Source organism: Bradyrhizobium sp. LTSPM299, from assembly GCF_000938235.1.
Classification (GTDB): domain Bacteria; phylum Pseudomonadota; class Alphaproteobacteria; order Rhizobiales; family Xanthobacteraceae; genus Bradyrhizobium.
This window is the reverse complement of the sequence record NZ_JYMU01000085.1, coordinates 108748-125523: the sequence shown is the minus strand read 5'-3', so window position 1 is coordinate 125523 and position 16776 is coordinate 108748. Positions and strand designations below refer to the sequence as shown.

Here is a 16776-nt window from a genome sequence, read left to right as displayed (position 1 = left end):
CTCAAGAGGACGCCAAGATGATCCTGCCCGGCCGGTTTCAGCCGCCGTCCCGCCAACTGGTGGTGTACGGAGAATCTCTCGCGCAAGCGCTTCCTCGCGTCGTCAAGCAATTCTGGGTCGGGCAGGCGGTGGTCGTAACCAACACCAGCCTCGCGGCTAAACACGGCCTGGGAGGCAAGGTCTCGGCTATCCTCGGCGAGACATTGAGAAATACCGTAACCGGTATTCGGGAGAACTCTCCACGCGAGGACGTCATGCGCGTCGCAACTGCCTTGCGCAGCAAGGGCGTGGACGCCGTTGTAGCGGTCGGCGGCGGTTCGGTTGTGGAAGCGGTGAAGGCGGCACGTATTTGCCTGACAAATAATGTGAAGGATGCCGCCGATCTCGACAGACTCAAGACAGCGACCACGGCGGCATCGCCGCGGCCCTATCTCATCTCGGTTCCGACAACGCTTTCAGGCGCGGAATTCACGCAATTCGCCGGGATTACGGACGAGCGAACCGGCATCAAGGATGCTTTCCACCATAAGGACCTCGCGCCGGATGTTGTTATTCTGGATCCCGAGGCCACGCTGACGACGCCTGAGCGACTCTGGCTGTGCACCGGTGTGCGCGCGCTCGACCACGCGGTCGAGACATGGTGTGCCAAAGAACCGACGCCTTATTCCGATGCGACGTCCCTCTATGCGGCGCGTACCCTGGCGCATTGGCTGCCGATAACGAAGATTGCGCCCGGTGACATCCAGGCGCGGCTTGGATGTCAGGTCGGCGGCTGGATGGCCATTCAGGGTACCACCATCGGCGTGTCACACGGCGCAAGCTATGGCATCGGCCACGCGCTCAGCGCGGTTACCGGCATGACGCACGGCATCACGTCATGCATTATGCTGCCGCATGTTCTTCGCTACAATTTTCCGGCCTCGCACGACCGCCAGGCCGTCGTCGCCCAGGCGATGGGAAAGCCGGACGAAACGCTCGCGGATATCGTTGCCGGCCTCGTGGTCAATCTTGGATTGCCGACGCGCCTTCGGGATGCGGGCGTGCGTCACGATCAAATATCGACCATCGCCAAAGTGGCACTGGCCAAACCGTGTGTCAGGGCCAATATTCGCCCGATCGATACCGAGCATGCCATGACCCAACTGATCGAATCCGCGTTCTAGAAAGGCTGTTCAACAGCGCGCCTTCGAACGCCGATATGGGTGGTGAAGCGAAACCCGAATCGAACTGGCTTCAGAGCATCTCGAAGATTTCGTAGATTGATCTCCGATCCTCCTCAAACCAACTCCCGAGACGATTGGCCAGGCCGGCGCTTTGGAGAGTCCCCGGCATCAGGGACAGAATCGGGGCGGGTCTGCCGTTAGACTTGGCGGAGCTACCGGCGGCTTATCTTCCCATTCGACGAACAGGAACGAGCTCAATGTTGAATTTCGGCCTGAATGATCGCGTTGTCTGCGTGACTGGTGGTGCGTCGGGAATAGGGCGGGCGTCTTCACTCGGAAGCAGGGTGGCGATTACTCGTCGAAAAAGCTGCTTGAAGCCGGCGTCTATAGGGACTGAATAGCCGCTGCTGCGTCATCTCTGTGGAGTAAGCACCTCATGCCCGACGCCCAGCTTCCTGTTGCCGACGAATTGGCGCTTCGCAATCTAATCGCACGCTATGCCCATTTTGCAGACGCCGGCGATCTCGACGCTTTCGCAAACCTCTTTGTCAAGGACGGCACCTGGACGCGGGAGAATTCGCCGCCGGAGGCGCTCGGTGGCTCGGGATTGCCTTCCGAAACCGTGGCTGGCCACGACAGCCTGAAGACAATGATTGAGAATTCAATCATCAAACGATTCAATCGCAAGTTCCGACACCAGATGACGGATGTGCTGATCGAGCCCGGCAACGGTCCTGACGAAGCGAGAGGGCTTTGCCGCGCGTTGATCACCGATTGGCGTGACGGGCCTGGGAAAATCGCCATGTGCGGAGCCTACACCTCGACATTCGTGCGCACAGCTGACGGCTGGCGCTTCAAAAGCGTCAGCGTCAACGTCCTGCCGGCTTGAGACAAACCTGGGACGGCGGTGCGAGACTGGTACGCGGGATACCGCAAGGGAGCGGCCGCAGTGTCCCGAACCATGTGGAGACTATTCCAGAAACCTCGGCTCCTCGCGCCGTGAGGAAGGGCAGGTCGCTCTCTGCGGTCGCCAACCCATGAAATTGCAATTCCCCAAAGGGGGGGACATACGGGAGGGCAGCGTTCTTATTATGCTGTCCGGCGGGCGCTCGGTTGGGAGTGGCGATGACAGTTCGATCGGGCGCGCCGCTGGAGGCGCAGCCGGGATCGGGAGTTTCGGATGACGAGAGTTGCGGAACAGCGCAGGTTGATCGAGGCGCCTGTTCTCGATATCGATCCCAATGCGATCGGAGTTCTTGGGAACCCGTATCCGTTTCATGAAGAGCTGCGCGACACTGGTCCGGTCGTGCGAATCAAGGCCCACGGTGTCTACGCGGTCGGACGGCATGCGGAGGCTGCGGAAGTTCTGAACGTTAAGTAGGTGGGGGAGTGATGATGAATGCCAATCCAATTGCCAGCGGCGGACCGACTCTCGCTGGTGCGCCGCCTTACAGGATCGTCAAAACGTTGCGAACCCCGAAAGAGCTTCCGTTGCGCGAAGGCGTAGCGGCTGCCGGCCCGCCAAGAAGGACATGCTCATGACCCATGCAACTACAACGACGAGTCTGCCCGAAGCTCCGATCCTTGATATTGACCCGTTCTCGGACAACAATATCGAGAATCCTTACGAATTCCATCGGGCGTTGCGCGAGACCGGTCCGGTCGTATTAATCGAAAAGTACAATATGTATGCGGTTGGTCGATATGAATCGGTTCGAACCGTGATGACCGATTTCGCGCGCTTCACATCGGAGGGAGGCATCGGCCTTTCCGATATTCGCAAGCCCGGCGCGTGGCGGACGCCAAGCCCTATCACCGAGCTCGACCCACCGCGGCACACCAGGGTTCGCGGCACGCTGACCAAAATATTGTCGCCGATCGTGATCCGCCGCTGGCGTGAGGTGTTCGCCGCCGAAGCTGAAAAAGTGGCCGAACGGGTCGTCGAAAAAGGAGAGATCGAGGCCGTTCACGATCTGGTGGAAGCTTTTGTGCTCAAGGTTTTCCCGGACGTTCTGGGCGTCGACATGCCGCGTGACAATTTTCTCGAGATCGGCGAGTTGAATTTCAATCAGATCGGCCCGAACAACGAGCTGCTGCGAAAATCGTTGCAGAAAGTGGAGCCGATCCTCCCGGCGTTCCAAAATGCCTTCCAGCGCGAAAGTGCGATCCCGGGTGGCTTTGCCGAAAAAATCTACGAGGCTGAGGATCGTGGCGAATTCGACGCCGGAACCGGCGGGCCGCATGTTCGCTCCTTCTTGCGAGCGGGCGTCGATACGACGATCGCCGGTATCGGCCATACGCTCAATCTTCTGGCGCAGAATCCGGAAGAGTGGGCCAAGATCAAAGCCGACCCCTCGAAAGTGCGCGGGGCATTCGACGAGGCGATACGGCTTCAATCGCCGTCACAGGTGATGTTTCGCACCACCGTGGATGACACGGAATTCGATGGCTTCAGGATGGCTGGCGATGCGAAAGTCGGCGCTTTTCTCGGGGCGGCCAATCGCGACCAGCAGAGGTTTGCCGATCCCGATCGCTTCGACGTCGATCGCGGGAGCGCGGGAATCCATCTGGCGCTGGGTGTCGGGCATCACATCTGCATTGGCCAGATGATCGCCCGGCTTGAAGCGGAGTGCATTCTCGGAGCGGTTGCGCGCCGTGTCGCGCGCATCGAGCGCATCGGAGAACCAAAATACCGCCTGGTCAACACGCTGCGCACGCTGCAAAGCCTCCCGCTTCGCCTTGTACCCGCCTGAACGATCAAAGAGCTCCCGACATGCCGAAGGTTGTCTTCATCAATCCTGATCAGACCCACCTGGAGCTGGACATTCCGGTTGGAACCAGCCTGATGCGCGCTGCAATCGCAAATGGCATAGCGGGGATCGTAGGCGATTGTGGCGGTGGCCTTACTTGCGCGACCTGCCACGTGCTGGTCGATGAGGAATTCCTGGCGAAAACGTCGCCGATGACGCACAACGAAGATCAGATGCTGGACTTCACGGCGATGGGCCGGCAGCCAAATAGTCGCCTGAGCTGCCAGCTGGTCATGCAAGATGAGCTCGAAGGGCTAACCGTCCGGATCGCAGATCATCAAGTGTAAATCCCGTCGGTATCCCGATAAAGATCTCGATTCTCCCGAGATGTGAAACAATCCCTGCGATCGCGACAGTGCGGCGGCAGCCGCGCACTCGCTTTCGTTGGTGAAGTTGCGATTCTGCCAACCGCACATCAGAGCCGTGTCGACCGCCCAAAAATCTCGACAACATATGGCCGTGTTCGGGATTCGATGGATGCGGCCTTTTCGCTGATATTGCGGCGCAACATTAGTTTCATATTGCGATAGTTTCATTTTGAAAGTAATATTTCGAACCGGAATAAGCAAAACGGAGGGACCGCGATGACGGCAGCATTGTCGCTTAGCGAGACGGAACGGCGTCAAAGCCGCGTTTTTGGAATTTCCTGCTTTTCCGCCGTGATCGAGGAAATCGGTCGCGAGGGCTTCGCTGACCGCCTGCTCGATTTCCTGGATTGCACTGTAGGTGCCGACCACTGCGCGATCTTCCAGCTTAGGGACCATGAACTGACGGAGGTCGGATCTGCATACCGCAGCGGCTCGGCGGCGATGTCGAAGTCGGATCTCACGCCTTATGAAGTCAAACGTCAGCAAAGCCAGACCAGGCTGCCATCCGCGCGGCTTGATGTGTGCAACATCGCTGACGCGAACGAGGGGCGGTTGGACGGCTTGCACAAACGGCAGCGCATCATGATCTGCGCGCAGAAGCCGAAAGCGTTTTATTGCCTGCGCATCCTGCGCCTCGCACACCGGGGCAGAATTCCGGACGGCAAAATGGATCACCTGCGGGAGATTGCCGACCTTCTCGTCTCGCTGGTCGCACAGCACATCGAGTTACAGGTGAGAAAGCCAAATCTGACGCCCGCCCTAACCTCGCTCGACGAAATTCAGGAATGCATCAGTAGTGCCACAGACTTGTCGCGTCGGGAGGGCGAGGTCTGCGCGCGTATCTTGTATGGTTATTCGTCCTGCGGCATCGCGCTCGATCTCGGCATAGGCAAGGAAACCGTGATGACGTACCGCAAGCGCTCCTATCAGCGCCTCGGCATAGGAAGCCAACGCGAACTGTTGATGTGGTATCTCGCCCTTTGGAGTGCCTTGCGCGGCCGCACGGGTGCCAATGACGTCGATCTGCTGACCAATGCGGAACTTAATTCGAGGATTCGAAGCAAGCCGCCAAGGGCTGCGGCGATCGCGGCTGTTTTGGCATTGGCCTGAAGGAAACAGTCGATCGGTGCACGCGGCCCAGCAGGGATAGTTCCCGGTAGGAGATATCATCAGTTCGGGGCACACTCGGTTGGACAAAGCGGTCATATGAAGCTCTTAACTTTTGAACACAATGGCAGTCGTCATATCGGCGCGCTGCTGGCCGATAGCGGAACGATTTCGGATTTTACGGCGTCGGAGCCCTCCGCTCCGTACTTTCGTGACATGCTTTCCTTGATCGATGCGGGCGCTGATGCTTCCGCGGAAGCTCGAGATCTGGTCGAGAGACCAAAAGTTTGCCTATCTTATTCCTCGGTGCGTTTGTTGGCACCCGTTCCCGAACCGCGCCAGATGCGAGATTTTCTGTGCTTTGAGAAACATTTGCGGCAGGCGCGCGCTAACCGCTATCTATTCGGCATCGGCGACAAAGCAATGGATCCAGCCAACGTCGAAGTCCCAGCGATTTGGTACGAGCAGCCAATTTATTATAAGTGCAATCGTTTCAGCGTCATCGGATCAGATCAGGATGTCCGATGGCCACGATATTGCAAGATTTTCGACTATGAGCTGGAGTTCGGCATCTTTCTTGGTGGCGGGGGCAAGAATATTCCCCGCGACGACGCCCACAAGCATATCTTCGGTTATTGCATCTTCAATGACTTCAGTGCTCGCGATGCCCAAATGCGCGAGATGCAGGGTCAACTCGGACCGGCCAAGGGCAAAGACTTTGATACCGGAAACGTTCTTGGGCCTTGGCTGGTCACCGCGGATGAAATTGCAGACCCCTACAGTCTCGGCATGATTGCTCGAGTGAACGGGGACGAATGGTCGCGAGGAAATTCTGCAGAGATGAACCATAAATTTGAAGATATCTTGGTTCACGCGTCGAGCGAAGAGACGCTGCATCCTGGCGAGTTTTTTGGATCCGGCACGGTCGGTAATGGATGCGGACTGGAGTTGGGTCGGTTCCTTAAGCCCGGTGACCTCGTTGAACTGGAGGTAGAAAGGTTGGGGGTATTGCGAAACCGAGTCGTCACAAATCCCTAGCTTTCGCACGAACCAGATTCCATTCCGGGTCGGCCCACCATTTTGCGTCGGAGATCGTGGTCTATGCGCGCGCCAAAAACCTCAAGCCCGAGGAGTTTCCGTACGCAAAGGCCGTACGCATCTATGCCGAGGCCGGAAAGAAATACGAACTTACCGAGCTGAAGCTGCCGCTGGTTGAAGCCACGTTCCGCAAAGCCTTGTCGGCCGAAGACATAGTGCGCTCCCGCCTTGCCTCCATTTGATCGTGTCGTTCACGGTTTATTGAGGCGTTTCCTGAACTGCGCCGACGTTGCGGCAAGTGTGATTGTTTCCTCAATACGTTTGACCAACAAGACTTCGTTGCCAAAGCTGTAATTCTGATTGAACGCGCTGCAGTGTCAGCGGTGGGTTTCGAGAGTATCGTTGCGGCAAGTCAGCGCAATCTCAGCCGGTGATTCTCACTCGCGGGGATCGGAGCACGTAACTCCTCAGACGCGCTGAAATCTCGCGGACAAGCGGCGATTGCTGACGCCTTTGTCGTATGCATAAGGCCCAGGAAATAAAAGCGCCGGCTATGGGCCACGCTGCGATGCCCTCGCCGCGAAACATCGCAACGGCGGATTGGGGCGCAATGGAGAACAGCGCTCCATCGGCAATGAGATCGTTGACGAGTTGTATCGAGTCGACCTCGATGGCGACCCGGACGGCCCTGCCTTGTCTCCTGAACAACTCCTCGATCTGCTGGCGCACATGATTTCCGGCTCCCGGAAGGACGAATTCCTTGTCGCAAAGGTCTTTGACCTTGAAGCGAGTATCCGACGGAAAGGCGGAGCGCTTGCCCACGAGTTGCAGGGGTTCGCGTGCCAGCGGGCTCTGGTCGACGCCATCGATCACCCGCTCGGTATCATGAACGAGGACTCCAATATCCACGTTCCCCTCCCGTAGCTGGTGGTGCACCACGGCCTCGAAACCATCGATGACGCGAAGGCGCACGCCCGGCATGTCTCGCCGGATGTCGGAGAGCAGCGGAGCGGTCACCGAACGATGCATCGATGCGGGCATGCAAATGGCGACGTCTCCGGACAATGAACCCAGCCGCGCCGACAGCTCCTCGCCCATGAGCTCCGCCTGATCGAGAAGCGGCCCGGCGCGAGATAGCAGGAATTCGCCGATCTCCGTGAGCTGAACGCCGCGAGAATTACGAACCAGGAGCTCGGTTTTCAGCGCGTGCTCGAGCCGCTTGATCTGCCGGGTGAGCGCGGGCTGCGATATTCCGAGTTCGGAAGCAGCCTTGGACAGACTCCCGAGCGCGACGATTCGGCGAAAACTTTTCAGGACATCGAGGTCCATGGATCGCGGCTATCCAAACTGGGCATGGGAGCGATAGTCGATCGGCATTTCCTTGTTTCCTCCGGTTACTGAATTCTCGCCAGATCAAGAAGGAGATTGAAATCTCTCAAGATCAAGGGAGGCGGCCGTGCTGGAATTGTACCATGCACTTGTTTCCACATGCAGCCAAAAAGTCAGATTGGTGTTGACGGAAAAGAAGCTTGAATGGGCGAGCCGCCTGATCTCGCTCGATGCGGGTGAACATCTTTCCCCGCAATACCTCAAAATAAATCCGAACGGTGTCGTCCCCACGCTGGTCGATGGCGGCGATGCCGTGACCGATAGTTCCGTGATCAACGAGTATCTCGACGACGTTTATCCCGCAATACCGGTGAGACCGGGAAATCCCAAGACATTGGCGCAGATGCGCGCTTGGCGACAGTATATCGACGAGGTGCCCACGCCGGCCATTCGGGTCCCTTCCTTCAATGCATTCTTCGTTCCGCAGTGGTCCGGCATGACCGACCGCCAGTTCTTCGACTTTACGGAAACGCTCCCGCTCCGGAAGCACTTCTTTCGCAAAATGGGCAAAACCGGTTTTGGCGAGGCGGACATGGCGGAGGCGCTGGACAAGCTTGGACAAACTCTCGGCCGGATCGATGCTGCACTGGCTTCGGGCCCCTGGCTCGTCGATGGCCATTATTCTCTCGCCGATGCCAGCATTACGCCGACGATCGTCCGCATGGAGGATCTCGGCCTTTCGCAGATGTGGGCGGAGCTGCCGCGCGTGAAGCAATGGTATGGGCGCATCCAAGCCAGGCCGAATTTTAATGCCGCCTACATGCCCGGATCGCGCCACTTGGGCCGGTCCCGCCGGGACGCAAGCCTCGAGAGCTGCCCGTAACAAGACCACGAAAATCAACGATCTGTTGGGGAGGATAAATCCGTGAATGATGCGCAGCCATCCATATTGCCAGAAGGGCTGATCCGGCCGTCCGCCACGGCGGCGCGGCTTGGCGAGTTTCGTCGATCATGGACGATCGTGACCGCCGCAGCCTTAGGCTCCGGACTCGGGATATCCGGATTGCTGACTTACAATTCGGGTCTGTTCGTGAAAGACCTCGAAGGCGCAATCGGTCTCAGCCGCACGCAGTTCGGCTTTGCGTTTTTTCTGGCAACCCTCGCCCTTGCCTGTGCGATGCCGGTCGTCGGCCGCGTCATCGACGAAAGAGGTGTACGCCTCCCGACGATCGCGGGCTCGATCGCTCTGGCAATCGGCTTTGTCGCACTCGGCACGCTGACCGCGTCGGTTTCCATTTATGTCGCGATCATGGCGGCGATCGGTCTGTTCGCGTCCGCGTCGTGCCCGGTTGGTTACACGCGCGCCGTCAACGGTGCTTTCGATAAAGCCCGCGGGCTCGCCCTCGGACTCACGCAGCTTGGGGTGGGGCTCGCAGGGGCGATCATCCCCCCCGTTTTGGGTGGCGTGATCCAGACACATGGCTGGCGCTTCGGCTTCTTTTTCCTGGCCGGCCTGGCGCTGCTGGGCACGCTGCCTTCGCTGATCGGCTTGCGCCGCAACGGGGCTTCCGGATCGGGAGTTCGCAGTGAGGGTCCCGCTTTTGCAGAGGTGCGCAAGAGCCGTTTATTCTGGCTGCAAATGGCCGCTTTTGTCGTGATGGCTTTGGGTTTTGCCGGGATGCTTCCGCATTTTGTGCCGATGCTGCGTGATGCCGGAATGTCGCCCCAAGCCGCGGCGGAGCAAGCTGGATTAATCGGGCTTGCAGTTATCGTAAGCCGTGTCGTCGTCGGCTGGTTGGCAGACATTACCGAGGCACCCTGGATCGCCGCGACCGTGTGCGCCATCTGCGGGCTTGCCTGTATCACATTGGCATTGGGCGGCCCGCAATATGTGACGGTAGCCGCCCTTGCGCTTGGCTGCGCGATGGGATGCGAAGCTGATCTGATCGGCTACATGACGGTGCGGTATTTCGGGCTCGCGTCGTATGGCCGTGCTTACGCCCGGCAATACGCGGCCTTCATTCTGGCTACCGGCATCGGCCCATTCTGGATTGGACTGCTGGTCGACCGCACCGGCGGTTACAAGGCGCCGCTGATCGTATGTGCGGCGCTCTTGATGGTCGCTCTCATCATTTTTTCGTTCCTGCCGCGGACGACCACGAGAGGCGATCAAGCGAAGGGACGGTCATGACACGACGCTTTGTGGACATTTCCGTGCCGCTACGGGCGGGGATCAAATCCGATCCGCCCGGACTGGGACCAAAGATTCAATATCTCGGTCACAAGGACGGGTTGGATGACTTGAAAAACCTGATGGGCATCAGCAACGACGAGCTCCCTGACGGCGAGGCTTGGGCTGTCGAGAACGTCCAGATCAGCACGCATAACGGCACCCATCTCGATGCGCCCTGGCATTATCACTCCACGATGGATGGCGGCAAACCGTCGGCGACGATTGACGAAATACCTCTCGACTGGTGTTTCAGGCCCGGCGTCAAACTCGACTTTCGGGAAAAGCCCGATGGCCACATCTGCACCGCGGCCGATGTCGAGCAAGAATTGTTGCGCATCAACTATGAACTTCAGCCGTTCGACATCGTCCTCATCAATACATCGGCGGGAACGCGATATGGCGAAGACGATTATGTCGATCGCGGCTGCGGGATGGGCCGCGACGCCACGCTCTATCTGCTCAATCGCGGTGTGCGGCTAGCCGGTACCGACGGCTGGAGTTGGGATGCACCATTCAAGTTTACCCGCCAGCGCATTGCGGCAACCGGTGACTATTCGTTGTTCTGGGAAGGACATAAGGCAGGCCGCGAGATCGGTTATTGCCACCTGGAGAAGCTGCACAATCTCGAATGCCTTCCGGCAACCGGATTCACGGTTTGCTGTTTTCCAGTCAAAGTGGAGCGCGCATCGGCCGGCTGGACCCGAGCCGTTGCGATTTTCGAATGATCATCCGTTCGCCTCTCCGCAACAGTATTGAAGGACAATCATGAAACTCGCCACGCTCAAATCTACCTCACTCGACGGCCAACTGGTGGTCGTATCGGGCGATTTGCGGTTCGCCAAAGCCGTTCCAAATATTGCTTCTACCCTGCAGCAAGCCCTCGATCGGTGGGATGACGTCTCGGGAGCGCTCAAGAGAGTGTACGACGACATCAACGAGTCGGCCGACTTGCTGCCGAAGGGCACCGTGGCCTTCAATCCGAATGAGGTCTGCTCACCATTGCCGCGCGCCTATCAATGGTGCGACGGTAGCACTTACATGGCCCACACAGAAAGAATGTATCGCTGGCGTCAAATCGAAATTCCAAAGGTGCTGTTCGAGGAGCCGCTGGTTTATCAAGGAGGCTCGGATACTTTCCTGGGACCCTGTGATCCGATCGAATTGACGTCGGAGGAGTGGGGGCTGGATTTCGAAGCCGAAATCGCAGTCATTACCGGCGCCGTTCGCATGGGTACACCTGCTTCGCGCGCGGGCGCGCACATCAAGCTCTTGATGCTGTGCAACGACGTTTCGCTGCGAAATCTCATTCCGAGAGAACTGGGCAAGGGTTTTGGGTTCTACCAGTCAAAACCATCCAGCGCATTTTCGCCCGTTGCGGTAACCCCCGACGAGCTTGGCCGGGATTGGGACGGAAACAAGCTTCATGCGACGGTCGTCTCAAATCTGAACGGAACAGAATTCGGCCGACCGAATTCCGGCGTCGAGATGCAATTCGGATTCGCCGATATCATTGCGCATGCCGCCAAGACCCGCGACCTCGGCCCGGGCTCGATCTTCGGCTCCGGAACGGTTGCCAACCGCGATATTTCGGTTGGGTCGAGCTGCATTGCCGAAAAGCGGATGATCGAGACCGTCGAGAACGGCGAGGCGAAGACCGACTATTTGCAAATCGGCGATCGTGTTCGGATAGAAGCAATAGGCAGCGATGGCGCCTCGTTGTTTGGCGCTATAAATCAGTTGGTCGAGCCTTTTCGTGGCTGAGCGGCGGCCAACGGACGGGCGTGGGCGAGCAAAAATCAAACTCTCTCGCTTTGATGTACGAATCGCGTGGTTTGCGTCGCCATACCAAGTTCGGATGCTTCATCTGTTACTGGCAACAAGGGATAACAAGTCATGATCACCTCAGATCTTGTGGACCGTTTGGCCATCCGCGAATTGATCGAGAACTGGGTCGTTTGGCGCGATGCGGGCGACTGGGATCGTTTTGCGATGGTGTGGCACGACGATGGATGGATGTCGGCTACCTGGTTTCAGGGCTCGGCTTCAGAGTTCATCCGCGTGAGCAGGGAAGGGTGGAGCAAGGGCGTCAGTATCCTGCATTTCCTCGGCGGCATCGGGATCGACGTCACCGGCGCGCGCGCCATTGCTCAGACCAAGATGACGATCTCGCAGCGTGGCGCCGTTCACGACGCGGTGTGTGACGTCGTTTGCACCGGCCGGTTCTACGATTTCCTGGAAAAGCGCGACAGCCGTTGGGGTATTGTCCGCCGCCAGCCGATTTACGAGAAAGACAGGCTCGACCTCGTCGACCCTTCGGCCCAGCTGAAACTGGATCAGGCAAAGCTCAAGCAATTCCCCGAGGGCTATCGCCACCTCGCTTACATGCAGGAAGAGATCGGATATCGCGTCAAGCGCGATATGCCGGGCTTGAAGGGAGCGGAAGTCGAAGCGCTCTATGCGCAAGGCGCCGACTGGCTTCGCGGTCATTCATCGCTTTGGAAGTAACCGCATCTTCCTGATTTCACAGCCGACCGGTAGCCCGCATTGATCGTCAACGTGGGATTTTTCCCAAGGCAATTCGTCGCGATGTGCGGCCGGTACTTGTCGCGGCGGCATGGAGCAAGTCGCGACAGTTCAACACCGCATAATATGGTTCGTACAACAACGCTTGCAAATGGAGAACGGCATGCTTTCGGTTTGGACATCCAAGGCCTTGGCGGGTTTACGCATCGTGTCGAGCTTGCTTTTCATCGAGCATGGCACGCAAAAGCTGTTCGGTTTCCCGACTCCGATTCATGGCATGCCGCCGATTCTTTCGCTCCACGAGATCGGCGGGTGCCTGGAACTGGTGGGGGGAATTCTTCTTCTTGTCGGTGTTAAGACACGCCCCGTAGCCCTTATTCTCTCCGGCGAAATGGCTGTGGCCTACTGGGTGTTCCTTGCGCCCAAGAGCTTTTTCCCCGCGGTCAATGGCGGCGATGCGGCAGTTCTATTCTGCTTCCTGTTCCTGTTCTTTGTGTTTTCGGGGGCGGGCGCATGGAGCTGGGATGAGCGTTCATCATCCTCGCGTCTTCCAGACAACGCTGCCGTTTCAGGATAAAGCACGACACGGTCCGTTATCTACGAGGCACTTCCATCCCGTGTGATCTTAAGGTGTTGGAATACACCAACGTCCCGGACCCGAAGCTCTCGCAAAACAGCGTGCTGGTGCGCGCGTATGGGCGGCCGCACTCAATCCGGCGGACCATCACGATCGCGTGTGCCCCGATGATAATCTTGAATGATTGTTCCAGATGGACTAGATGCAGCCTCATGGGTAGATCAAGGGAATTCGATGCGGACACGGCGCTCGATGGCGCGATCGACGTATTCCGCGAACATGGGTTTGAGGGCGCCTCCGCGGAGATGCTCGTCAACGCAATGGGTATCGGACGCCAGAGTCTCTACGACACATTCGGCGACAAGTGGCAGCTCTACCGCTCGGCGGTGCGGCGCTATGGGATGGGCGAGTGTTCTGCGCATTTTGACGCGCTTCGCAGCGGCGTTCGGGCCATCGACGGGATCAATGCGATGCTGCGTCGAGTCGTCGAGACGGCTTGCCAGCCTTGCCTGGGCGTTGGCTCAATCTGTGAGTTCGGCGTTTCCCGCCCCGATCTTGCCGAGGTCCACGCGCCGTTGGCCAACACCCTGCGCGATACGATCGCCGCCCGTGTCCGCGACGCCAAGCGGGAGGGTGACGTGGCGTCCAATCTCGACCCTGAGGCGGCCTCCGAATTTCTGATCGCGAACATCGCCGGCATCCGCCTCGCCGGGCGCGGCGGCGCCAACCGCGCGGCTTTGACCAGCCTCGCCGACATGGCGCTCAGGGCGCTGCGCTAACACCCCTTTTTTTAGCCAATTACGGAACGATCATTCAAATAAGGAGGAAGTCGATGAAAGCGGTCGTTATGAACGGTAGTGGGGGCCGTGAGATGTTGGAGCATGTCGAGCGCCCGGACCCGGTGGCGGGTCCGGGCCAGGCGCTGGTCGATATCGCCTTCGCGGGCGTCAACTTCATGGACATCGGCGTGCGGCAGGGCATGGCCTGGAGCGATACGCCCAACCCCAAGATCCTCGGCGTCGAAGGCGTCGGCCGGGTCGTGGCGGTGGGCGGCGGCGTCGAGGGCATCGCACCTGGCCAGCGCGTAGCCTGGGTCTATGCACCCGGAAGCTATGCGCAGCGGATCGCTATCCCGGCCGCCTCGCTCGTCCCGGTTCCCGACGCGATCGACGACCGCACGGCGGCCTCGGTGATGATGCAGGGACTCACCGCCAGCCACTTCGCGACCGACTTTTATCCGGTGCAGCCCGGCGACGTTGCCTTCGTCCACGCGGCGGCGGGCGGACTCGGTCTGCTACTGACCCAGATCGTCAAGCTGCGGGGTGGGGACGTCATCGGACGCGTGTCGTCGGACGAAAAGGTAGCCGCGGCGAGTGAGGCCGGCGCCGATCACGTGATCGTCGACGCCGAGGGCCGCTTCGCCGAGGAGGCGCTTCGTCTGACAGACGGTGAGGGCGTGCATGTCGTCTATGACGGGTCTGGGCCGAAGACCTTCCAGGGGTCGCTCGACGTGCTGCGCCGATCAGGCGTCTTCTGCTGGTATGGCCCCGTCCTCGGCGGTCCCGGACCGCTCAACATCATAAGCCTGCCGAAAAGTATCAAGATCGGCTACGCGGTCTTCCTCGACCACATTCATACGCCGGAACTGCTGCGCGCTCGCTCAGCGCAGCTGTTTGACTGGATCAGGGAAGGGAAGCTCAGAGTCCGGATTGGTGGCGAATATCCACTGGCGGATGCAGCCAGGGCCCATGCCGACATGGAGAGCCGCAAGACGACGGGTAAGCTGCTGCTTGTCCCATGACGGGTGAGGCGAAATCCCTTTCGATGAAAACGCTGGCGCCTGACGATGTTTTTGGGTCGCGCGCACCGACGTGTTCATGCCGGCCGATAGACGCTGCCTAGCTCGGTGCTCGAGGCTATTGTTGGACGAGCAAGTGGGCATCGTCTCGTCGGGGAAGTTGATTTGGCGCGTTGGCAGCAAAGAGCGGCGTGCACTCTTAAACTGATTCAAGGGGTCGAGATCCGTTCCACTTCAGCCGCACTAGAGCGTGCTGAAGCGGTCATCGCGAAGGCGGAAGCCGCCATAGCTGGGCCGGAGTCTCGGGGCTTGCGAAGAGGATGCTGCTCAAGCGACGGGACAACCTTGAGGGCTCAGATTGGACAATGGGCACACGGTCAAGGCAAGCCGCCGCTCAATGATTTCCTGGACAAGGCTGATCGGACAGGCAGGCGTTCCCGTGATCGATGCGATCGACACCAAGCAGCTCGACAGCTTGGCTTACATAGGCTGCCGGACCTTCCTCACCGGCATGGATTGTAATACGAAAACCTTTATCGCGGCAGATACGGAAGAAATTCACGAATTTGGACGGGCGATTGCCAACCTCGCGCCTCCCATACCGATCCCAAGAATTTTGTCCGACCATGGCATTATTTGCTCGAGGAGCAACATAGCGTCGGCTTCGGTCCGGTGGCGCTGAGCGCTCGGAAGCAGGCCCGCGCTTATCCCAAGGTCGCATCGTCGTCAGCGAATTGGTCGTTCGTCCGACGGCGAGTCCCTTCTGATATCAGGAAGCGGGCACGTCCCTCTCTGACGCGCCGGCACCGGTTACGACTGAGCCTTGGCGGTAGCGGCCGCACTCCAGAGGGAGCCGGGATTAACGCGATCGGGGTAAAGCTCCAGCATCTTGTCGTAGAGCTCCGCCGCGGTTTTCGTCGCGTCATTCAACCGGATGAAGTCGCGAATGTACTGGCGCGTTTCTTCGGCATGTCGCGGACTATCATCGTTGCCGGGAATCTTGTGCCCGGCAACGATTGCCGACGGTTTGAGGGCGGCGATCTTATCAAGCGCGGCAATCCATTCCAGCCGGGTTTGCCTGTTGGATTCGCTGAGAAACGGGTGAATGCCGTTATAGACAACGTCGCCGGCGACGACCAATCCGATGGACGGGACGTGAAGGCATGTCGTGTCGTCGGTGTCCGTATGACCGACCCTTACGACCACTAGTTTGTTTCCTTCCAGTTCGATCTCGTTGCCTTCCAGCGGATTCGCGATGGAAATAACGTCCGGAAGGCCTGGAAACTGCTTGCGGCGATCGTCCAATTTTTCCGGCGTGATCTGAAGCCTCATTTTCGCAACGATCTCCCGTGTCGCCAGCGCTTGCGCTTTGGGGAAGCGATCCTGCAAGACCTTGAGCCCGAAAAAGTGGTCCGGATGTCCGTGGGTGACATAGATCGCCTTCAGCGTTTTTCCGCTTGCCACGATGGCGTCCGCCAATCCACTGCACTGCTCCACCGTCATGAAGGTGTCCACCAGGACCGCATCCCGCTCTCCGGTGATCAGGGTCGCCGAATTGGCGATCCATTTCAGCGACTCCTTGCCCGGCAGCAGGTGACCCGGCGGCACGTCCCGGCCAGGGCGAATGGCGGTGAAGACCCTGTACCTCAAGGCAGCTTTGTTCTCCGAGTTTGCCTTCGCCAGTCCCGGCATACTCGGGAGCAGGACTGCCAGTGCGGCCAGCTTCATCATCTCTCGGCGCTTCATTTCGGATCTCGCTTTCAGGGACGCGATGAGGATGGATGTCCGGAACCAGTCGCGCACCATCGTATTAATGATGCCCATCATGAT

At 59.0% G+C, this 16776-nt stretch carries 19 protein-coding genes; 16 read left to right on the top strand and 3 right to left on the bottom strand.

The window, feature by feature from the left end:
* The first annotated feature begins 17 nt into the window (after positions 1-17).
* The 8 genes from UP10_RS36355 to UP10_RS45555 all read left to right on the top strand — a co-directional run bounded on the left by UP10_RS36355 (position 18) and on the right by UP10_RS45555 (position 6728).
* Positions 18-1163, top strand: coding sequence for an iron-containing alcohol dehydrogenase (locus tag UP10_RS36355; RefSeq protein ID WP_050043979.1), 1146 nt, complete (start codon positions 18-20; stop codon positions 1161-1163).
* Positions 1164-1599: 436 nt separating this feature from the next.
* Positions 1600-2052, top strand: coding sequence for a nuclear transport factor 2 family protein (locus tag UP10_RS36350; RefSeq protein WP_044591975.1), 453 nt, complete (start codon positions 1600-1602; stop codon positions 2050-2052).
* 291 nt (positions 2053-2343) lie between these two features.
* Positions 2344-2544, top strand: a complete 201-nt coding sequence (locus UP10_RS36345; RefSeq protein ID WP_044591974.1) for a hypothetical protein — start codon at positions 2344-2346, stop codon at positions 2542-2544.
* 157 nt (positions 2545-2701) lie between these two features.
* Positions 2702-3916 (top strand): cytochrome P450, encoded by a 1215-nt coding sequence (locus UP10_RS36340; protein ID WP_044592242.1) that lies wholly within the window; start codon positions 2702-2704, stop codon positions 3914-3916.
* A 20-nt stretch (positions 3917-3936) separates the two neighbouring features.
* On the top strand, positions 3937-4260 hold the full coding sequence (locus UP10_RS36335) for a 2Fe-2S iron-sulfur cluster-binding protein (protein WP_044591973.1): 324 nt from the start codon (positions 3937-3939) through the stop codon (positions 4258-4260).
* Positions 4261-4557: 297 nt separating this feature from the next.
* Positions 4558-5451: a helix-turn-helix transcriptional regulator gene (locus UP10_RS42405; RefSeq protein ID WP_082077440.1), complete on the top strand. Its 894-nt coding sequence runs from the start codon at positions 4558-4560 to the stop codon at positions 5449-5451.
* A 96-nt stretch (positions 5452-5547) separates the two neighbouring features.
* Positions 5548-6486, top strand: coding sequence for a fumarylacetoacetate hydrolase family protein (locus tag UP10_RS36325; RefSeq protein WP_044591972.1), 939 nt, complete (start codon positions 5548-5550; stop codon positions 6484-6486).
* Between the two features lie 56 nt (positions 6487-6542).
* Complete coding sequence (locus UP10_RS45555) at positions 6543-6728, top strand: hypothetical protein (RefSeq protein ID WP_044591971.1); 186 nt, start codon at positions 6543-6545, stop codon at positions 6726-6728.
* Between the two features lie 181 nt (positions 6729-6909).
* Here the strand turns inward: UP10_RS45555 and UP10_RS36315 are convergent, their stop codons facing one another.
* The gene (locus tag UP10_RS36315) at positions 6910-7815 is read right to left on the bottom strand and encodes a LysR family transcriptional regulator (RefSeq protein WP_044591970.1); all 906 of its coding nucleotides are present in this window, start codon (positions 7813-7815) and stop codon (positions 6910-6912) included.
* Between the two features lie 127 nt (positions 7816-7942).
* Between UP10_RS36315 and UP10_RS36310 the strand changes: the two genes are divergently transcribed.
* The 8 genes from UP10_RS36310 to UP10_RS36270 all read left to right on the top strand — a co-directional run bounded on the left by UP10_RS36310 (position 7943) and on the right by UP10_RS36270 (position 14949).
* Positions 7943-8698, top strand: a complete 756-nt coding sequence (locus tag UP10_RS36310) for a glutathione S-transferase family protein (RefSeq protein ID WP_044591969.1) — start codon at positions 7943-7945, stop codon at positions 8696-8698.
* 42 nt (positions 8699-8740) lie between these two features.
* On the top strand, positions 8741-10006 hold the full coding sequence (locus tag UP10_RS36305) for an MFS transporter (protein WP_082077439.1): 1266 nt from the start codon (positions 8741-8743) through the stop codon (positions 10004-10006).
* Positions 10003-10773, top strand: a complete 771-nt coding sequence (locus UP10_RS36300; RefSeq protein WP_044591968.1) for a cyclase family protein — start codon at positions 10003-10005, stop codon at positions 10771-10773. Before UP10_RS36305 ends, UP10_RS36300 begins: the two co-directional genes overlap by 4 nt.
* A 40-nt stretch (positions 10774-10813) precedes the next feature.
* Positions 10814-11809 carry a fumarylacetoacetate hydrolase family protein gene (locus UP10_RS36295; RefSeq protein ID WP_044591967.1) on the top strand — a complete coding sequence of 332 codons (996 nt, stop codon included), beginning with the start codon at positions 10814-10816 and terminating at the stop codon, positions 11807-11809.
* A 132-nt stretch (positions 11810-11941) separates the two neighbouring features.
* A complete protein-coding gene (locus UP10_RS36290) occupies positions 11942-12553 on the top strand; it encodes a nuclear transport factor 2 family protein (RefSeq protein WP_044591966.1) in 612 nt (203 codons plus the stop codon).
* Positions 12554-12734: 181 nt separating this feature from the next.
* On the top strand, positions 12735-13148 hold the full coding sequence (locus tag UP10_RS36285; RefSeq protein ID WP_245322123.1) for a DoxX family protein: 414 nt from the start codon (positions 12735-12737) through the stop codon (positions 13146-13148).
* Between the two features lie 212 nt (positions 13149-13360).
* Complete coding sequence (locus UP10_RS36275; protein ID WP_044591964.1) at positions 13361-13927, top strand: TetR/AcrR family transcriptional regulator; 567 nt, start codon at positions 13361-13363, stop codon at positions 13925-13927.
* A gap of 53 nt (positions 13928-13980) precedes the next feature.
* On the top strand, positions 13981-14949 hold the full coding sequence (locus UP10_RS36270) for a quinone oxidoreductase family protein (RefSeq protein WP_044591963.1): 969 nt from the start codon (positions 13981-13983) through the stop codon (positions 14947-14949).
* A gap of 391 nt (positions 14950-15340) precedes the next feature.
* Here the strand turns inward: UP10_RS36270 and UP10_RS46135 are convergent, their stop codons facing one another.
* Together UP10_RS46135 and UP10_RS36260 are read right to left on the bottom strand one after the other, a co-directional pair.
* Positions 15341-15574: a hypothetical protein gene (locus tag UP10_RS46135; RefSeq protein WP_245322121.1), complete on the bottom strand. Its 234-nt coding sequence runs from the start codon at positions 15572-15574 to the stop codon at positions 15341-15343.
* Between the two features lie 182 nt (positions 15575-15756).
* On the bottom strand, positions 15757-16773 hold the full coding sequence (locus UP10_RS36260) for an MBL fold metallo-hydrolase (RefSeq protein ID WP_245322119.1): 1017 nt from the start codon (positions 16771-16773) through the stop codon (positions 15757-15759).
* Positions 16774-16776 lie beyond the last annotated feature (3 nt).